Source organism: Capnocytophaga sp. H2931 (assembly GCF_002302535.1).
Lineage (GTDB): Bacteria > Bacteroidota > Bacteroidia > Flavobacteriales > Flavobacteriaceae > Capnocytophaga > Capnocytophaga canis.
This window is the reverse complement of record NZ_CP022381.1, coordinates 2065352-2084667: the sequence shown is the minus strand read 5'-3', so window position 1 is coordinate 2084667 and position 19316 is coordinate 2065352. Positions and strand designations below refer to the sequence as shown.

Genomic DNA, 19316 nt, shown 5'->3' with positions numbered 1-19316 from the left:
TTGTAGTAAGAAAATAATAACAAAGTTTAAATCTTTTTAACAGGATGAATTATCTCCGATTTTTAATAATTCCGTTCAAAATAATTGAAAGAATCATCACTCCCGATGCAACGTAAAATATCGGATTCATGTTTTCCGATTCGCCAAAAATGAAATAGGCAAGAATAATTCCATACACAGGCTCTAAATTGACGGCTAAAATAAGCGTGAATGGAGAAATATGTCGCATCAACCGAATGGACTCAAACATTGGATAAGCAGTAAAAACACTGGCTAACAACAAGGTCCACCAGAAATCATTTACAGAAATATGCGAAACTCCTTCCAAATCTCCCGAGAAAAGGTAGTAGATGGTAAGCATGAAAAAACCTCCGAAAATTTCATAAGTAATGATGTTTGCTGAAGAGGTTTTCCCATGTACACGACCATTAAAAACACTGAATATAGCTCCAAAAATAGCACATAAAATACCATAGATAATCCCTTCCTTATAGCGCATTTCAGTTTTGAAAATGAGCAACATACAAGTAGTAATTACAATTCCCAAAACAATTTCAGTCCAATCAATACGCCTACGAAATACTAATGGCTCAATGAAAGCTGCAAACAAAGTAGCTGTAGAAATACATGACAGCGTAATTGACACATTCGACACTTTGATAGATTGAAAAAAAAGCAACCAGTGGATAGCCATCAGGCTTCCGATACCAATAAGTCGTACAGCCAAACTTCGTTCAATAAAAATACTTTGCTTTTGGAACACAGCAACAAATCCTATCAAAATTATCGAAGTAAAAAACATCCTGTACCAAACCAAATGGTAGGCATCCAAACCAATAAGTTTTCCTAAAACTGCGGTAAATCCCCAAAGGAAAACAATAAAATGTAAACGTAATTGTGGAGGCATTGCTTTACGGACAGAGATCTAATATGCTAACTCTTGTCGCAAAAATAGAAAATATCTTTATTTTACAACATAAAAAGCACTCTTTATACTATTGTATTTACTGAATGTTATTTGCTTTTTATCAACTAAATGAACCTTGTCATAAAAAAATTTCCTTTAATTCCGTACCAAACATCAGTGCTTTTTCTCCAAAAAGATTATGACTAAGCACTTGAAAATGAGGGATATCTTTTGTAATGAAATCCAACAAATCCTGGGGATGTTGAGTTTCGTGGTGTAACGCAAAAGTTACATCCGATGGAGTGTTTAATACTTTAAAAATTCGAGTATTATTGATTTTTTTTGAAGCTTCTACTTTTGGGATATAATCGGTTTTGAGCCAATTGAACCACAACTCAAAAATTTCATTACTAACTACTACGGTTAAATTATAAACGTACATATAGAAAAACATTTTACGATACGGAAAAATCATTCACATGAACAAAAAACACGTAACTTACTAAATATGAAAACATAAAATACAAGAAAATTCGTAACTTTCACTTTCTAACTAAAATCCTAACACTATCTTTGCAATTGAAAAATAGATTAGAATTCCTAAAACATCGTTACTAGTGGTGATAAAAGGTCCTGTAGCCACTGCAGGGTCGATACCTCGTTTATGTAGAAAAATCGGGATAAAAGTACCGATAATAGCTGCATTCACAATCACGGTAACCAACGCAACGGCAACAGTAGTGCTTACCATATAATCAGCTTCGAAAAGAAAATGGCTCACCAAAATCACAATAGCCGCAATAGCCAGTCCGTTGATGAGTCCCAACATGAATTCTTTTAATAATCGTCCCCAGAGTTGACTATCAATGGAGTTATTGGCCAACCCTTGCACGATAATAGCAGAGGACTGCACACCCACATTTCCAGCTGTAGCTTGTATTAAAGGAATGAAAATCAATAATATAGGAAAATTATTCATCGCATCCTGAAATCCGTTAATGATACTAGCAGCCCCCAATCCGCCAAACATTCCAATCAATAGCCATGGTAGACGGGCTTTGGTAAGTTTCCAAATACTGTCATCGGCTTCAACATCGTGGGTAATCCCTGCAGCTAATTGGTAATCTTTTTCGGCTTCCTCTTTGATAACATCGACCACATCATCAATGGTGATACGCCCGACCAAGCGTTTCATCTCATCCACTACAGGAATCGCCTCTAAGTCATACTTCGACATAATGTGAGCCACGTCCTCAGCACTGTCTGTAACATAGACGTAATCCACCTTTGGTATATAGATATCCTTCACATTGGAACGTGTGGAAGTTGTGAGCAAATCTTTGAGTGATAAACGTCCTTTCAAAACATCATTATCATCTACCACATAAATTGAATGTACTCGTTTGACAAACTCAGCCTGTTCACGCATCTCTTTTACACATTTGAGTACATTCCAATTTTCGTTTACTTTCACTAACTCCTTTGCCATCAACCCCCCTGCGGTATCTTCGTCGTATCGTAATAAATCAACGATATCTTTGGCGTGTTCCACATCTTCGATGTAAGAAATAATCTCAGTTTTTCGCTCTTCGGGAAGGTCTGAAATGATATCGGCAGCATCGTCGGTATCCAACTCAATCAACTCATCGGCAATTTCCTTGGCGGATAATTTTTCGAAAATTTTGTCACGGAACTCCTCATCTAATTCGGTGATGATATCAGCAGTTTTATCCTTACCTATCAAACGAATGATATAAATCGCTTGATCAACATCGAGTTCATTAATAATTTCAGCAATGTCTGCATAGTGCATCTCTTCGAACAAAGAAATTAACTCTCGATTGCGTTTTTCTTCAATGAACATTTCAATTTGTTCAATGATTTCATCAGTAAGTTTAAATGTTGCCATAGTTTTCTGCTTTTATAAGGATTTTTTAATGCCCAATATGTTTAAAAAATTTAGAAATTAGTCATTTTACGCTAAAATCAATCTTTAAAAAACTACCTTTCAAAATTTCAACCTTTAGTGGACAGTAAAAACGCATAAAAAAATATATTGTAAAGAATACAATAAGATAAAAACAATCTTCAGAGAACAAAGTTGTAGTCGTATAACATACCAAATAATGATAGAATTACATCCTCTTGATTGTCAAAGCACAAAGATAGTAAAAAACAGAAAAAATCCTACGCAAAGCATAATTATCTTTATGAAGAATATGAACATCTATCGTTATACACTCACAACGAACTTACACATCATCTGTTTATCAACCATTTAATAAAATATTCAAAACTCTTATAATCAAAAAAATATATTTTGAATAACTTTATGAGTGCAATCCAACTCCGTACATTTTCTTCATTTTTGGGTTTAACATTAGCTTTTTGTTTTTTTCTTCCGTACTTTTGCGATGAAACCAAAATTAATCTCTTATGAATAAAATATCTTCTTTCCTGATGATGATGTTATTGTCTTTAGTGGCGGTAGCACAAAACCAAAAACCCTTTGTAATCCCCGAACTTCGAGAATGGACGCAATCCGATGGTGCGTTTACTTTATCAGAAAAAACAACCCTTTCGGGGGATGAAAAATCAAGTGAAATCGTCAAAATTTTTGCTGATGATTTCGAAACAATGTTTGGCAAACAACTGAAAATAAAAAGTAACGACGCTAATATTCATTTCGAAATAAATCCATCCATATTGACTGATAAAGGCGAGGAAGCCTACAAAATAGAAATCGGACAAATAGTAAGAGTAAGTGCTAACTCTCCACAAGGACTTTTTTGGGCAACACGAACGCTATTGCAACTTACCGAGCAATCTGCTCAATTACCTTGCGGAACAATTATTGATTATCCAGACTACCCGATGCGTGGATTTATGCTCGATGTAGGACGTAAGTTCTTCACCTTGGATTACCTAAAATCGGTAGTAAAAACAATGGCTTACTACAAGATGAACGTATTTCAAGTGCATTTGAACGATAACGGATTTAAGCAATTTTTCAATGATGATTGGAACAAAACCTATTCAGCTTTCCGATTGGAAAGCACCACTTTCCCTGGACTTTCCGCTAAAGATGGATATTACACCAAGGAGGAGTTTCGTCAATTCCAAATAGACGCTCTAAAACAAGGGGTTACTGTAATCCCTGAGATTGATGCTCCTGCTCATACCTTGGCATTTACGCACTATTTACCTGAAATAGGAAGCGATGAATACGGTAAGGACCACGTAGATCTGTTTCACCCCAAAACCTATGAATTCTTCGACAAATTGTTCAAAGAATATTTAGAAGGGGAAAAACCTGTATTTGTAAATCCTTTGGTGCATATTGGTACGGATGAATACAGTAATAAAGACCAAAAAGTAGTTGAAAAATTCCGTTATTTCACAGATTATTATATTAAATACATAGAAAGTTTCGGCAAAAAAGTAGCTCTTTGGGGAGCTTTGACTCACGCAAAAGGAGAAACCCCTGTGAAAGTAGATGATGTTTTGATGCTTTGCTGGTACAACGGATATGCTGAACCACGTGATATGATAGCTTTGGGGTACGACGTGCTTAGCGTTCCTGATGGATGGCTGTACATTGTTCCTGCAGCAGGATATTACTATGATTATTTGAACATCAAAAACTTATATGAAAAATGGACTCCTGCCATGATTGGAAAAGAAGTATTTGAAGAAAAACATCCACGCATAAAAGGAGGTATGTTTGCCGTATGGAATGACCATGTGGGTAATGGTATCAGCCAGCAAGATGTTTACCACCGTTTATTCCCTGCTATGCAAACACTTTCAGTAAAAATGTGGGATGGCAAAAACACGACGGTTTCCTTTGAGGAATTCGACCAAAAACGTCACTTACTGAGCGAAGCTCCTGCTACAAATTTACTTGCACGACCTGCAAAATCCAAAAAAGGAGTAGTTTTCGAGGTGAAAAAACCAAAGCAGAACAAAAATCTAAACCAATCCCTAACGGATATAGGCTATGACTATCGTGTGAGTTTCGACATCTTAGTAAAAGAAAATCCAAAAAACACTCCTCTGTTCACGTCTGATCATGCTACTTTCTATTTGAGAGACAAAGACGGAAAAATAGGATTTAGCCGTGATGGATACGACTATCAGTTTAACTACATCCTGCCAACGAACAGTTTACAAAAAATAAGCATCGAAGGAACCAACAAAAGCACTTCACTTTTTGTGAACGGAAAATTAGTGCAAACTCTTGGAATCATCCCGCATAAGGACGATGCTCATCTAAAAGAAAAAGCACGAAAATGGATACAAACCTTAGTCTTTCCTCTCAAAAAACTTAACAAATTCAATGGAAAAATTCAGAATTTGAAGGTAGAATACTTGTAGAAATAATTAAAAGTGACACGGGATTCAACAAATTAGTAACAAAACCACAGTACAAACTTAGATATTTACACTGTGGTTTTATCGCTAAATTTTCCGACAACTGAATATACAAAAAGCACTTCATCGAAGTTCTTAATACTTTGATAAAGTGCTTTTTATGTAGTTTACTTAGATAAATTACCGTTTAATTTGTATATAACATTTACGAATATGAGCCTTTACTCTGAAAAACTTTTCTCAAATGTTTTTAGATCAGTAACCACAATTATCGGATTTTCTTCGTTATCTACATTCAATTTTTCTTGCTCACCTTCCGAAACTACAAAGTAGAACATATCATTTTCAAAATATCGAATCCAGCCTCTTACTTCCTCTCCGTTCACAGAGATTGGAACTCCAGGCAATTCATCAGGAGATGATATAGTGTTACGATATAAAAGCTTTTGATTTTTCACATTCCATATATCGTCATATTTTTTATTATCGTAATAATAGGAGAGAAATAAATAATCCCCCGCCAACGTAACAAAATCATTCCAAATGTATCGTTGTTTTTCATTTTTTCTACTGAGATCATAGTGAATTTCATCAGGAATCTGTAAATTTCCTTTTTCTAAAAATATTTTAGGAAACATCCCCCCATTTTTACTTTGATAAATAATCGGGGCGTTGTAAAAAAAGATGTTGTTTTTGCTTATTTGGAAACTTTTAATTACGTTAAAATCTTTTATATTAAATTTATCTTTCCTTTCAATTATAGAATCCTTAACATTCCAATTTTTATCATAAATGGTAAATTCAAAGTTCGAAAGCATATCGTTGTAAGCAATAAATCTATCCGAACTTAATTCAGTAAATGACCATAAATGAACGTTTTTCTTCTCTTCTATAAAATTCCCTGAAAAATCATATCTTTTAACAGATTTTCTGTGCAAGTCATACACATGAGCTTCTTTTTTATCAAAATCGATCCAACTATACGTATTCTCAATATACTCCTCTGGGCCATTTCCCATACGTGAAATCTTTGATAAAAATTTCCCCTGCGTATCAAAAAAAATCAAACTATTTCCATTTCTAACAACAATATATTCATCGGTAACACCCTCAATATATGCACTTTGCAAAACTGATCTTTTCGTAAACTCCAGTGGAATCATTTGAGTAGCCTCCAAAGGCTTTATAGACAATTTTTCAACCCCCATTGATTCCTTCAAATCAAGTACTGCTTCATATTCTGCTTGTTTCTCCGTATGACTTTCACAAGACACGAATATCACAAGAAAAAAATAACACAAATTAATTAAAAATCTCGTTCCCATCTTTGCTGTATTCTATAGATTCTATTTTTCCGTTTTTCAAAACAATCCTGTACGGATATATCTTCATTTCTTTAGCTGTTATCTTTATAAAATCATTATTTGTGTCAACATAAGAATTATCCAATGACAACTTAATTTTGTTTCTTAAATATTTCTCTGCCAGAATCACAACCAACGAGTAAACAGAAAAACAAATAAAAAATTATTTTTGTATATTGCATAATTCATAGTTTTTGAAAATCAACACATCTTCGGAAGATTGAACAGGAATTTTAAGACCTTCCTGATCAACATAAATGGCATATCTATAATTACTTAGACATTTGCCTACAAAGGTCTCCCCTATAATTTTAAATGTCTTATCAAGAACAATTACAGATATTTCCTTAGACCACCCAACCATTCCTTCGTAAACGGTACCCTGCTCAGCTATACGATAGTACACCTCCCGAAATGGATCAAAAATAAGCCTTGAATAACTCGGCGTTTCTGCAAAATGTCTCACTTTTGTTTCTGTATCAATCGGAAACATCTTGGGCGATTTCAGATATTTAATGGATTCGATAAACCTACTCCCTGCGTAAAACGACACCCCTTTTTCAAGATTATCTATGTCATATACGTATAGTGAATGCGAGGCTGGAAAACTGATGATGATTCTTCTTTCCTTAGAATTATAGTCGGCATATACCCAACGGAACAATCCTCCTCCGAAATTATGTTCATACTCTTTCGGATAAGCAACAAAGCAAGATAATTTCTGCGTTTCCAAGTCATATACTCCCATAACTCTTCTGTTTTCTTCATTTTCATCCGAATATTCTCCGCTGATGTTACCAAAGAAGTATACTTTGTTTTTATCTTCTATAATTGGGCTTGTTTTTGTTATGGGAAGAGGGAAATATTTTATAGTTTCCTTTATTTTTAAATCTTTCACAATTCCTCCCAACGAATCGACTTTAAAAAGCCTATTGCCGTTATAATCAACAGCCCATAAAAAACCTTCTTTACTTGAAAATGAATTTATATGGCGTTTGCGTACAGGAATCTTGTCATACAAAACATCTTTTTTGTAACGATAGACCGTATCGGAAGCATAAAAGGAAAAGATTTGTTTCTCTAAATTATAGTCGAACGCCGTCATGATATGCGAAACTGATGAACCAAGATGGTACACAACACTGTCCGTTGCTCTTAATTCAACAGTTTCAGTTATTTCACCTGATTTTATGTTTTTAATTTCCCCGTATTCACTTGTACAAGCGGTCATTACGAGTAAAACAAACACAAAACTAAAAAACGTAAAATGTCTATTGCAATACTTCTCCTTCTTCCTCATATTCTATATTTTCTTTACACAACCGCAGAACACCGAAGAATTCTCACAGAATAACTTGTCTCATCAGTTGTACAATCCCCCTTATATGTTACAAAGGTAAGCAAAAAAAAAAAAAAACGAAATTTTAACACATTATTTCTTAAGAATACATTCACATTTTAGTCTATACACGTAAAAGGAATATCGAATTTTGTAACATTTTCCTCCATAAAATTATCTTTATGAATTGAGCACACCTTTTCCTTTAAAGGCGTTTCATAGAACGATTCTTCTGTGTACCGCTATTTCAGGATAAGAGAAAAAACAAAAGACTGCCCCGGAAAACGTTAGGACAGTCCTTTTTTGTTAATCTACTGCATATTCTTCGCTTCGATACTCAGCGTAGCGTGTGGAACAGCAAGTAAGCGACGTTTGTCTATAAGTTTACCAGTTACACGACAAACCCCATAGGTTTTATTTTCAATACGAATCAAAGCGTTTTTAAGGTCACGAATAAACTTCTCTTGACGAATAGCTAATGCTGTATTTTCCTCCTTGCTGGTTACTTTGGATCCTTCTTCAAACGCTTTAAACGTAGGTGCCGTGTCCTCGGTGCCGTTGGTCGCACTGTTCATATAGGCACTCTTCAAAAGCTCTAAATCATGTTGAGCCTTTTTGATTTTTTCTTCGATAAGAGCTCTAAACTCTTCCAATTCCTTGTCGGAATATCGAACTCTAATATTTTCTTCCATAATATAATTATTTTATTTTTTATCGTATTTAACATGTTTCCTTATCTTCGGAATAATAAAAGCCCAAATCAAGGCGGTGATCACTATCATCACAGGAATTAAATCATGATCTTTATCAAAAAGGAAGGTACTCCATACCATTCCTGTTAAAAAAAAACCAAGTATTACTCCCAAATAGGCTTTTTTTCCTATCAACAAACTTCCTATTTTTAATTCTTTCATAACTTTTTTACGTCAAAAACGCACATTCATTGAGTTAATCACAAAGTTTCCAACCTTCATTGGTTTTTCTAAAACTCATTGTTCTTTTTATAGGCTCATCACTTTTAAGATCGTCTGAAAGTAATATATGAAAAGGTGTTTTATTTTCTTTTCTAAAAACGAGCTTAACTTCCGCTGTATTTGTTGATGGATTTTCGTGAATTTCTTCAACTTCAGAAAGTTTAAGTGATAAACATCTTACCCAAGTTTTATTTTTTTCGGTTCTCGTAACATACTGTTTTCCTTTTTCTGTTAGAGAAATATTGTATTTAGATTGCCCAAAAAGCATTTGGTTTGTTTTTTCAAAGTCAATCAATTTTTCATCCGATAGTTGTAAATAATTCTTTTCATTGTCACTTTTCCTAAGCATTGTAGCCAATAATTGTCCCTCTCCTAATGTTATCTCAGCATCAACAACATCCTTTTGAGGCTCTTTTTCTATACAGGCCTGAACCAAATCCTTTACTTTTGCTTCTGTTAATTTATCTGTTCCACAAGAATATAAAGCGAAAATCAATACCAAAAATAAAATCACCTTTTTCATCTAAAATCGTTTTATTATTCTTTGAAATATACTACACTTTCTCCACGGAAATTTTCGTTACAATATCATCAAACTCAATGGGTTCGCCTGAAACATTTTCAGCAAACGTAAGTTCACTAGTAAGGGTTTCGCTTTTGATGTACTCCAAATTGTCCGAAACAGCCTCTTCCACGGCTTTTTGTTTTTGAATACAGATATTGATTTTATCCGTAACATCAAAACCGCTATCTTTTCGGATATTTTGAATACGATTTACCAGCTCACGAGCGATTCCTTCTTTTCTCAACTCGTCCGTGATATGAATATCCAAAGCTACCAACATACCTCCAGAACTTGCTACAAGCCACCCTTCGATGTCTTGTGTGGTGATTTCCACATCTTCAATGCTTAAAGTTACATCTTTTTCGGCTAATTTTATAATAATTTCACGATTTTTTTCAATATTCTGAACATCTTCTTGCGTAAAATTCTGTATTTGAGCAACTACCAATTTCATATCTTTCCCGAAACGAGGTCCCAAAGTTTTGAAATTCGGTTTAATTTGCTTCACTAAAGTACCCGAAGCATCTTCTAAAAGTTCAATTTCTTTAACGTTTACTTCCGATTTTATCAAATCGGCAACTGCTTCAATTTCCCTTTTTTCAGCTTCATTTGATACAGGAATCATAATTTTTTGTAGCGGCTGACGCACCTTTATCATTTCCTTTTTACGAAGTGAAAGCACCAAAGATGAAATGTTTTGAGCTTTTTCCATTTTGCTCTCCAACGACCTATCAATAAACGATTTATCTGTTGTAGGGAAAATGGTTAAATGCACACTTTCTGCCGTTTCCTTTTGGGTTCCTGACACCAAATCTCTGTATAATACCTCTGCGTAGAACGGAGCTACCGGAGCCATTAGTTTTGCCACGTTCAGAAGACAAGTGTACAAAGTCTGATAAGCCGAAATCTTATCTTCCTCATATTCACCCTTCCAGAAACGTCTGCGACACAAACGCACATACCAGTTACTTAAATTCTCCTGAACAAAATCCGAAATTAAACGCGTAGCACGAGTAGGCTCATAGTCGGCAAAAGCCTCATCAACCTTTTGGATAAGGGTATGAAGTTCCGACAAAATCCAACGGTCAATTTCAGGGCGTTTTTCTAACGGAATTTCCTCTTCTTTGTATGTAAATCCGTCAATATTAGCATATAAAGCAAAGAATGAATACGTGTTGTAAAGCGTTCCGAAAAACTTACGACGCACTTCGGCAACGCCCTCCAAATCAAACTTTAAGTTATCCCACGGATTGGCATTGGAAATCATATACCAACGTGTGGCATCGGCTCCGTATTCTTCCAAAGTGGTGAACGGGTCGATGGCATTGCCCAAACGTTTAGACATTTTCTGTCCGTTTTTATCCAACACTAATCCGTTAGAAACCACATTTTTGTATGAAATTCCATCGAAAACTAATCCCGCAATCGCGTGAAGCGTATAAAACCACCCGCGTGTTTGGTCAACTCCTTCGGCGATGAAATCGGCTGTTTTCCAAGTATTTTCAACCATTTCTTTGTTTTCGAACGGATAGTGCCATTGTGCATAAGGCATCGCTCCCGAATCAAACCAAACGTCAATCAAATCGCTTTCGCGTTTCATCGGTTTGCCCGATGCTGAAACCAAAATGATTTTATCTACCACATTTTTATGTAAGTCGATTTTTTCGTAATTCTCGTCAGACATATTTCCTACCTGAAAATCAGCAAAAATATCTTCTTTCATCAATCCTGCAGCGATAGACTTCTGAATTTCAGCCTTTAACTCTTCAACAGAACCAATGATAATTTCTTCTTTTTTGTCTTCGGTTCGCCAAATCGGAAGTGGAATTCCCCAATAACGCGAACGCGACAAATTCCAATCGTTGGCGTTTTGTAACCAATTTCCGAAACGTCCTTCACCTGTAGCTTTGGGTTTCCAATTGATTTCTTTATTTAGGTCGAAAAGGCGGTCTTTCACGTCCGTAATTTTGATAAACCACGAATCGAGCGGATAGTACAAAACAGGTTTGTCAGTTCGCCAACAATGCGGATATGAGTGGACGTATTTTTCTACCTTAAAAGCCTTATTTTCAGTTTTTAACAGAATTGCCAACTCTACGTCCCACGATTTTTCTGGTGCATCTTGGTCGTAATATTCGTTTTTAATGTATTTTCCGCTAAATAATTCAGGAACATTTTTGCCTTTTACAAATCTGCCCTGCAAATCCACGAGCGGAACAAGATTATCGTTTTCATCTTTGATAAGCATCGGCGGAATGCCATTTTCTTTAGCAACGCGGGCGTCATCGGCACCAAAAGTCGGAGCGATGTGTACGATTCCCGTTCCGTCTTCCGTAGTTACGAAATCGCCCGTAATTACTCGGAAGGCTTGGTCGGCATTTTCCGCAGGACTAAACCACGGAATGAGTTGCTCATAGGTAGTACCCTCTAAATCAGAACCTTTGAATTCGGCAAGGATTTGGTAAGGAATATTCCCCCCTGCCCCCGAAGGGGGAGTTTTAAAATCTTCTTGTTCTGAAGTCTCAAAAAATTTCTTTCCGAATTGTTTTGAAACCAACACTTTTGCCAAAACAACATTGATTGGCTCAAACGTATATTGATTGAAAGTTTTAATCAGCACATAATCAATATCTTTACCAACAGCCAAAGCGGTATTTGACGGAAGCGTCCAAGGGGTTGTTGTCCAAGCGAGGATGGAAATTGGAAGTTTACTATAATCTGCCTCATCGTAATCCGCCCAATGCAAAGCACCACCGCAAGAAGCTCCTGCAATATCACAACTATCAAAAGGATTGGATAATTTTTCTTTGAGTTTATTACTTAATTTTTTTACACGGAATTGAGCCACAATCGTAGTATCGGAAACGTCACGATACGTACCTGGTTGATTCAATTCGTGAGAAGAAAGCCCTGTTCCTGCCTTTGGTGAATACGGCTGAATGGTGTAGCCCTTATATAGCAATCCTTTGTTGTAAATTTGCTTCAAAAGCCACCAAACCGACTCCATATATTTGGATTTGTAGGTAATGTACGGATTTTCCATATCCACCCAATACCCCATTTTTTCGGTAAGGTCGTTCCAAATGTTGGTGTAACGCATTACGGCTTCTTTACAAGCCTTGTTGTAATCTTCCACCGAAATTTTCTTTCCGATGTCCTCTTTGGTAATGCCCAATTCTTTTTCCACGCCAAGCTCCACAGGAAGTCCGTGCGTATCCCAACCTGCTTTTCGTTTTACTTGAAATCCTTTTTGAGTTTTATAACGACAGAAAATATCCTTAATCGTACGTGCCATCACGTGATGAATACCCGGAAGCCCATTTGCCGAAGGCGGACCTTCAAAAAATACAAACGGCTCTTTGCCCTCACGCGTTTCAATACTTTTTTCAAAAATATTATTTTCTTGCCAATATGTAAGTATCTCTTTGGCAACGACTGATAAATCTAAGTTTTTGTGCTCTGTGAATTTCATTTCTACTTCTAATTCGTTGTAATTGAGTAATCCTTCATTCTCAATAAAATGAGGATTATTTTAAAGTGCGAATTTACTAAAAATTCCGAAAAATGATATGTTTTTTGAAGTTTTTTTGTTGAGAGTGAATTCAACAGCCTTTTGTGGTGATAAATAGTATCAAAACCGCACCATCGTTCCAAAATAGAAAATCCGTTTTTCAAGGAGGGGATGTGATGATAATTACTTTTAAGTCAATTTAATGCTTGTTCGTATTTTTACGATTTAGAAATTTTTTATTTCATTGTAAATCTGTTATTGATTTACCCATTTCATAAAATCGTCAAAAACGGTCATAAATTCTCGACTCCACTCTTCATTTTCATTTTGGGGAGGTCTCGCAAAAGAATGATTATAATCGGGATATATTTTAAAGGTTAAGTTATCTTTACTATGTCTGATAAATTCTATTGGAATTAAAAGACTACTTTCTATAGGGACAGATTCATCTTTTCCTGCAACAGCCACGAACAGAGGTTTATTGATTTCTAATAAATTATGTATTGGAGGTTCAGCAAACTGAGCCCATCTGCGATACGAATTTTCCAACCATTGTTTTTTAGTGTTATTTGGATTCTTTTCTATATTTCTAATGGTTGTAAATAAATTATTCAAAGAGTCATTTGCTTGATTTTGTGTTAATTTACCTTTTTGAACTTCTCTTTGAATGAATAAAGCAAAATCATAATATTGGGTATTTGCACCACCCGCCCAATATCCAATGTGTGTTACTTTTTTGTTTTTGTGTCCTAATTTAGCTACTACATCAGAACCTTCCGAATGTCCAATTATTACGATTTTATCGGGATTTTTTATCCATTTTTTAGTAAGTTCATTAATTACATTCTCTCCTTGCCAAACTCTGTAATCTAAAGATTCGTTTTCATAAAAGATATTATTAGGCTTGTAAGATTCTTTGTCGGCAAAAAACGGAACACCTTTTTTTGAGATTGTTACAAAAATATATTCATCGGGAATCTTGTCCAAATCAAAAGGAACAGAAGAGTACAGATAGGTAAATCTCTGAATTTTATTATTTATAGCACCATTTTCATTAATTTTGATTGTATCCTGTTTTACTGTTTGCATAAATAGAGGATTAGCTCCAGAGCCGTGAAAAAAAATAATTATGTTTCTTTTCTTCTCTATTTCACCTTTTGAATAAATATGATAATGGATTGTATCGGATTTTGTAAGAATTCTTTTGTGCTGATATTCATCTATTTTCGGTTCATATTGACTAAACACCAAAAGTGGTGTTAATGTTAAAATAATTAATAATAATCTCATTTTTTGAATGTAATTTATGTTTGTAATGCTTTTAATGTTTTGATATTTTTTTGTTTCGTTCCAAAAATACAAAAATCATTTAAATTTTTTAGAAATAACAAAAAATGAATTGTATTAAATACCAATTCTAAAACCTTACCATCGCTCCGAAATAAAAAATCCGTTTTTGGAGGTGGTTGTAATGCAAATTCGTGTAATCCGAATTGTAATACACCGAAGCATAATTGTTGAAATTCAACAGATTATTAACCGAAACAAAGGTAATAATCGCCATTTTTTCTACAAAAAAGAGTTTGTTTGCTGAAAAATCCAAGCGTTTATAATGAGGCATTTCAGCGGAATACCAATCGCCGAAAATCGGTTGAAAATCATTGGCTTGTGGATTAAAAACTGCCGACTGCACAGGAGTAAAACGATTTCCCGGACGCGTGGCAAAAACCAACGAAGCCGTAAACCATTTCGGATTTTTGTAAATTAGTTGCGACTTGATAAAATATTTGGTCGTGTTTTAAAAAGTATGATGGTATAAAAATTTGACAATCAGGGAATAAAGTTGTATTTTTGTTGAATGCTAATAACAATTACACTCCATTGCCCCAATTGTCAAAGCACAAAGATAGTCAAAAATGGGAATAAAAAGAACAAAAAACAAAACTATCTTTGCAAAACCTGTAAACGCCAATTTATCGGCGATCATAATCTGACCTACAAAGGTTGGGCTTCGCATATTGCTGCGAAAATTCTCTTGCTTTTGGCAAGAAATGTAGGTATTCGTGATATTGCTGAAATTGAAAAAGTTAGCATCAAAAAAGTACTTTCGGTTTTGGTAAATTTCAATCGAGAAATCAAACCCAAACAAAACAAATACAAATCGTTACAAGTTGATGAACTTTGGACTTTTGTAGGAAAAAAGAAAAACAAAAAGTGGTTGATTTATGCTTATTCTGCTGAAACAAAGGAAATTGTAGCGTGGGTATGGGGCAAACGAAACATAAAAACAGCCCAAAAACTTCGTGAGAAATTGAAGAAATTGGGTGTTAGTTTTGATGAGATTTGTACAGATAATTGGGAAGCTTTTGCGTCTGTTTTTCAAGAATATACACATAAAGTAGGTAAAAAATACACTACTGATATTGAAGGAAACAACACACTTTTGAGACATCGGATACGCCGAGCGGTGAGGAAAACTTGTTGTTTTTCAAAAAAGTTTGAAAACCATATAAAAGCTTTTGAAATTGTGTTTTTCTACATCAATTTTGGATGGATTTGAGTATCATACCTTGTGTAACTCTACCAAATATTTTAAGTTTAAAGGGGTGTTATATTTTTGATTTCCAATAGCATACTTCTGATTTAGAAAAGTATTCGATATTGAAAAAGAAAATTGATGATTCAATTTAAAATCCACAGAAGCCTCACTTCCAAAGGTTTGTGTTTTATCAAATTGCTCGTAATGATTGGTTACAATATCGCCTTTATCTGCTTTGAAATATACTGATGTAGAAATGTTAAATTTCTCATTTTCAAAAGAATAATCCAAAGCAATTTGATGACTGCTCAGCGTATTGAAATTGCGAATAATATAATTTGGTGTAGTATAGCTGTGGTATTTTCCTGCACTGAAAATCAACCGATGCTCGTTATTTGGCGTGTAATTAGCTGAAAATTGGTAACTTGTAAAACTTTCGGTGTTTTTATGAAGAAATATATTTTTTCGCAAAGCCGATGAAAAATTCCATTGATTGTCAGGCGAATAATTGGCATACACATAAGGTTCTATATAGAAAAAATCAGTTGTTTTTTCATTGGTAAATGTCGGACTTTCAGGCTTTAAACTGAAATAAAATTGCGGTAAAATTTCATTGTAATGATAGCGAAATACCGAAGCATCTACACCATATTGCATACTAAATGCTCTCGAAAACTGAGTTTTAAAGCTCAAACCATTGAAAAACTGAATATTTTTCACTTTGGAATCAATATTTCCGAATTTGAATTCCGAATCGGAAAAATCCACCATCGAAGCCCAACGAATTTTCGTTTTCTGCGTAAAATAATCCAAATTATTCACCGAAAAAAAGCGTTTTTTGGAGGCTTCAACATCACCTGAAAAATTCAAAGAACGATTCAAAACCGAATATTTTTCATCAATAAAATAATTAAATGTGTTGAAAGACAGGTTTTTATTGATTTTTAGATGTGTGTTTGCTCCCAAATCGAAAGTGGAAAAATGTTGCAGTTGGTCTAAACTTTTTCTGTTCAACCCGATAATAGCATCGCTAAACTGATAATTGGCGTAAATTTGCGTAAAATTGTTTTTACCGAGTTTCTGATTTCGCATCAGTCCAATATTGGAAAGAGCCAAAGAAAGTTGCGTAAACTCGCTGATTTTCTGCGTGTTGGTTTCTATTTCCACCAATCCTGCACTTGAATTACCGAAATTCAAAGGTGGATTACTCAAATAAACATATTGTTTATCAATAAGTTCAGTATTGAAAAGTGAAAAATTTCCCAAGCCATCATTCCGACTGAAACGCACGGGATTTAACACAGGCGAACCATTGAGATAAACCCTTGACCTGTCGGGACTTCCGCCTCTAAGCGAAGGGTTAGCACTCTCATCTGTATTAGTGGAAGCAGGAAGTGTGGTTATGGCTTTGAGTGGGTCGGCATTGGAGGCAGGATTGAAATAAATATCCAACGAATTGAGTTTTTTTACCGCAAATTTTTCGGAAATCGGGTCTTTTTTCACGATGATAACCTCTTCCAATTGATTGATTTGGAGGCTGTCTTGTTGGGCTTGTACAAAACTGAAAATAAGTAAATTAAATATAAAGAGTAGTGTTTTCATAAAGTTATAAATAATATCTGTTTAAGTTTTATTTTTCAGGAAATTCTGATTGGAATTTTTTCTGCAACTCGTCAGCTTTTTCTTTCTGATTTTCAGAAGAGTACCATTTCAAAAGACTTTGATAGGCTTCCCTTTTTCCCCAAGTAGGTAAATGTTCGGAATTTTGGTTCGGTTCAGGGAGTGAAATAGCTTTTAAAAGTGAAGTTTCTGCCTTTTTACCTCCGCCGTATTGCTTGGGAATATTGGTGTCATAATTGCCTTCCACATAGTACAAACGCGGATTTTCTTTTTCTAAACGAAAGCCTTTTTGCAGATTTTCACGAATTTTGGCATCAATCTGCATCGCTTCCATCTGATTTTTCATAAAAACAAACGATAAACTCAAATTATTGGCTAATAGGGCATATTCTTCGGCGTTTTTATTTTTCTTATCTTGCAGAATATCAATGCTTTTTTGATTGTATTCACTCGCTTTTTCTTTGTTATCTGTTTTCAAATAGAAAATGGTTTGATAAAAATTCAAATAAGATTTCCAATACAAATTCCATTGGCTATTTTCCTTATTTTCAGAAAGCTGTTTTTCCAAATTTTCTAACGGAAGTCCATTTTTGGTCGTAAAAGCCTCGCCTAAAGCGGTTTCTATTTGTTGTTGAATGCCATTGAGCGAAGACTGATTTTCTATTGTCTGAATTTCAGATTGTTGTGTACTTTGAGCTTGTGTATTGATTGCAAGAAATGAGCAAACCACAGCAAAAACGATGTTTTTAAAATTTCTGTTCATTGTATTTATTGTTTATAAATTAGTTTATTTTGTAAAGTAAAATTGTAAAAAAATATTATTTTTTCTCTTTCTCCATCAACTCTTTGATTTTGCGTTCTTCCCAATTTTTTCCAAAGAAAATATTAGGGGCAAATACTTTAAAAGCGTGCGAAACCAGCCCAATACCCCAGCCGAAAATCACCCACAAACACCATAAATGATTGGGATTTTGATAGAGATTCAGTCCGACAAGGAAGGCATTGACTACGACATAAGTCGCCAAATGATAGTAGAATTTTTTGAGTTTCTTTACTCGTTTTTCTGCTTTTCTGTAAGCGTTTTGTTCTGTTGTGTTCATCATATTCAATTTTAAAATTATTTTAAATAACCTTTTAACGCCTCTACATATTCTTCAAAGGCTTGTAATCCCTTGGCAGTAAGAGCGAGTTCAGTGTTGGGATAATTATCTTTAAATGATTTAGTTACGGTAATGTATCCCGCTTTTTCGAGTTTACCAATTTGCACACTGATGTTGCCCGAAGTAGCTTGGGTAACTTCTTTCACTCGGTTGAAATCCGCTTTTTCTTCCGAAACCAAAAGCGACATTATTGCCAACCGCAACTGCGAATGTAAAAGAGGATCTAAATCTTTAAACATTTTTTCTTTTTTTATAATCGGAATATAACTGAATGCCAGGAATTAAAAATAAAAGTGCTGCTAAAACCACGGTCATCAATATAGAGTGATACCCGTAATTAATAAACAAAGTACTGTACACCAGTGCAAAAGAAATCAGCGAGGTGCTTACCCAAAGTCGATTTTTGAGTTGTAATGCCGTTGCCAGAGAAGCCATTGCAAAAGGTAGGTATATCAGTACAATAATCCACTTGGAAGATTGTGTAAATCCGCCCACCATTGCACCTATTCCCGCTACGAGCCAAAGCCAGCCCATCCAGTCGGTGCTTTTGCCTTGTTTTTCGGCTTTTATGCCTTCTCGCATTTTGGCAACAAAGGTAAAAACAAATCCCAAAGGCATCAAAATAAGCCACACGAGTCCCGATTTACTGAAATGAAAATCAAATTGATACATCAGGAAATGTATAGTTCCTGCTAACATAATGAGTATGCCCCAAAAGATGAAGAAAAATCCATTTTGTTCGTATTTTTGTTTTCGCTGATTGATAATCTCTTGAATGATTTTTAAGCTGTCATTGGGCTGTAAATGTTCCATTTTTATTTCTTTTTAGATTTATGATTCTACTTTTAAATTTAGTTTATTCTGTAAACAAAATTATCAAAAAAATAGTTACTTGACTTTTATGATGCAAATATAAATAAGTTTATTTTATAAACAAAATATTTTTCAGAAAAATAGTTCCTT

The 19316-nt window shown here is 34.7% G+C and carries 18 protein-coding genes; 2 read left to right on the top strand and 16 right to left on the bottom strand.

The features are described from left to right. Positions 1–49: 49 nt before the first annotated feature. The 3 genes from CGC52_RS08830 to mgtE all read right to left on the bottom strand — a co-directional run bounded on the left by CGC52_RS08830 (position 50) and on the right by mgtE (position 2816). Entirely contained in the window at positions 50–907 is an 858-nt protein-coding gene (locus CGC52_RS08830) for a DMT family transporter (protein WP_095894137.1), read from the bottom strand. A 139-nt stretch (positions 908–1046) separates the two neighbouring features. Next, on the bottom strand, positions 1047–1349 hold the full coding sequence (locus CGC52_RS08825) for a DUF4286 family protein (RefSeq protein ID WP_042005845.1): 303 nt from the start codon (positions 1347–1349) through the stop codon (positions 1047–1049). A gap of 111 nt (positions 1350–1460) precedes the next feature. Continuing rightward, positions 1461–2816 carry a magnesium transporter gene (gene mgtE, locus CGC52_RS08820; protein ID WP_042005838.1) on the bottom strand — a complete coding sequence of 452 codons (1356 nt, stop codon included), beginning with the start codon at positions 2814–2816 and terminating at the stop codon, positions 1461–1463. Positions 2817–3343: 527 nt separating this feature from the next. Between mgtE and CGC52_RS08815 the strand changes: the two genes are divergently transcribed. Beyond that, positions 3344–5284, top strand: coding sequence for a family 20 glycosylhydrolase (locus CGC52_RS08815; protein WP_095894136.1), 1941 nt, complete (start codon positions 3344–3346; stop codon positions 5282–5284). 218 nt (positions 5285–5502) lie between these two features. On the opposite strand, the gene CGC52_RS08810 is transcribed toward CGC52_RS08815, so the two are convergent. The 8 genes from CGC52_RS08810 to CGC52_RS08770 all read right to left on the bottom strand — a co-directional run bounded on the left by CGC52_RS08810 (position 5503) and on the right by CGC52_RS08770 (position 14766). Continuing rightward, positions 5503–6606 (bottom strand): 6-bladed beta-propeller, encoded by a 1104-nt coding sequence (locus CGC52_RS08810; protein ID WP_095894135.1) that lies wholly within the window; start codon positions 6604–6606, stop codon positions 5503–5505. Between the two features lie 202 nt (positions 6607–6808). Beyond that, positions 6809–7945, bottom strand: coding sequence for a DUF4221 family protein (locus CGC52_RS08800; RefSeq protein WP_095894133.1), 1137 nt, complete (start codon positions 7943–7945; stop codon positions 6809–6811). A gap of 350 nt (positions 7946–8295) precedes the next feature. Beyond that, complete coding sequence (locus CGC52_RS08795; protein WP_042009978.1) at positions 8296–8676, bottom strand: TraR/DksA C4-type zinc finger protein; 381 nt, start codon at positions 8674–8676, stop codon at positions 8296–8298. Between the two features lie 12 nt (positions 8677–8688). Next, positions 8689–8898 carry a hypothetical protein gene (locus tag CGC52_RS08790; RefSeq protein WP_042345562.1) on the bottom strand — a complete coding sequence of 70 codons (210 nt, stop codon included), beginning with the start codon at positions 8896–8898 and terminating at the stop codon, positions 8689–8691. A gap of 34 nt (positions 8899–8932) precedes the next feature. After that, positions 8933–9481 (bottom strand): hypothetical protein, encoded by a 549-nt coding sequence (locus CGC52_RS08785; RefSeq protein WP_095894132.1) that lies wholly within the window; start codon positions 9479–9481, stop codon positions 8933–8935. Between the two features lie 31 nt (positions 9482–9512). Then, positions 9513–12995 carry an isoleucine--tRNA ligase gene (gene ileS, locus CGC52_RS08780; protein ID WP_095894131.1) on the bottom strand — a complete coding sequence of 1161 codons (3483 nt, stop codon included), beginning with the start codon at positions 12993–12995 and terminating at the stop codon, positions 9513–9515. Positions 12996–13289: 294 nt separating this feature from the next. Continuing rightward, a complete protein-coding gene (locus tag CGC52_RS08775) occupies positions 13290–14324 on the bottom strand; it encodes a dienelactone hydrolase family protein (protein ID WP_232751811.1) in 1035 nt (344 codons plus the stop codon). A 127-nt stretch (positions 14325–14451) separates the two neighbouring features. Next, a complete protein-coding gene (locus CGC52_RS08770) occupies positions 14452–14766 on the bottom strand; it encodes a hypothetical protein (RefSeq protein ID WP_095894130.1) in 315 nt (104 codons plus the stop codon). Positions 14767–14892: 126 nt separating this feature from the next. On the opposite strand from CGC52_RS08770, the gene CGC52_RS08765 reads away from it, so the two are divergent. Next, positions 14893–15594: an IS1 family transposase gene (locus CGC52_RS08765; protein WP_095893401.1), complete on the top strand. Its 702-nt coding sequence runs from the start codon at positions 14893–14895 to the stop codon at positions 15592–15594. Positions 15595–15597: 3 nt separating this feature from the next. Here the strand turns inward: CGC52_RS08765 and CGC52_RS08760 are convergent, their stop codons facing one another. From CGC52_RS08760 to CGC52_RS08740, 5 genes are read right to left on the bottom strand one after another with little or no spacing between them, the layout of a single operon-like run. Beyond that, a complete protein-coding gene (locus CGC52_RS08760; RefSeq protein ID WP_232751810.1) occupies positions 15598–17175 on the bottom strand; it encodes a TonB-dependent siderophore receptor in 1578 nt (525 codons plus the stop codon). 28 nt (positions 17176–17203) lie between these two features. Continuing rightward, on the bottom strand, positions 17204–17956 hold the full coding sequence (locus CGC52_RS08755; protein WP_095894129.1) for a hypothetical protein: 753 nt from the start codon (positions 17954–17956) through the stop codon (positions 17204–17206). Positions 17957–18011: 55 nt separating this feature from the next. Further along, positions 18012–18293 carry a 2TM domain-containing protein gene (locus tag CGC52_RS08750; protein ID WP_095894128.1) on the bottom strand — a complete coding sequence of 94 codons (282 nt, stop codon included), beginning with the start codon at positions 18291–18293 and terminating at the stop codon, positions 18012–18014. Positions 18294–18310: 17 nt separating this feature from the next. Beyond that, entirely contained in the window at positions 18311–18592 is a 282-nt protein-coding gene (locus tag CGC52_RS08745) for a transcriptional regulator (protein ID WP_095894127.1), read from the bottom strand. Next, positions 18585–19166 (bottom strand): hypothetical protein, encoded by a 582-nt coding sequence (locus tag CGC52_RS08740; protein ID WP_042345549.1) that lies wholly within the window; start codon positions 19164–19166, stop codon positions 18585–18587. The genes CGC52_RS08745 and CGC52_RS08740 overlap by 8 nt, the downstream gene beginning before the upstream one ends. Between the last annotated feature and the right edge of the window lie 150 nt (positions 19167–19316).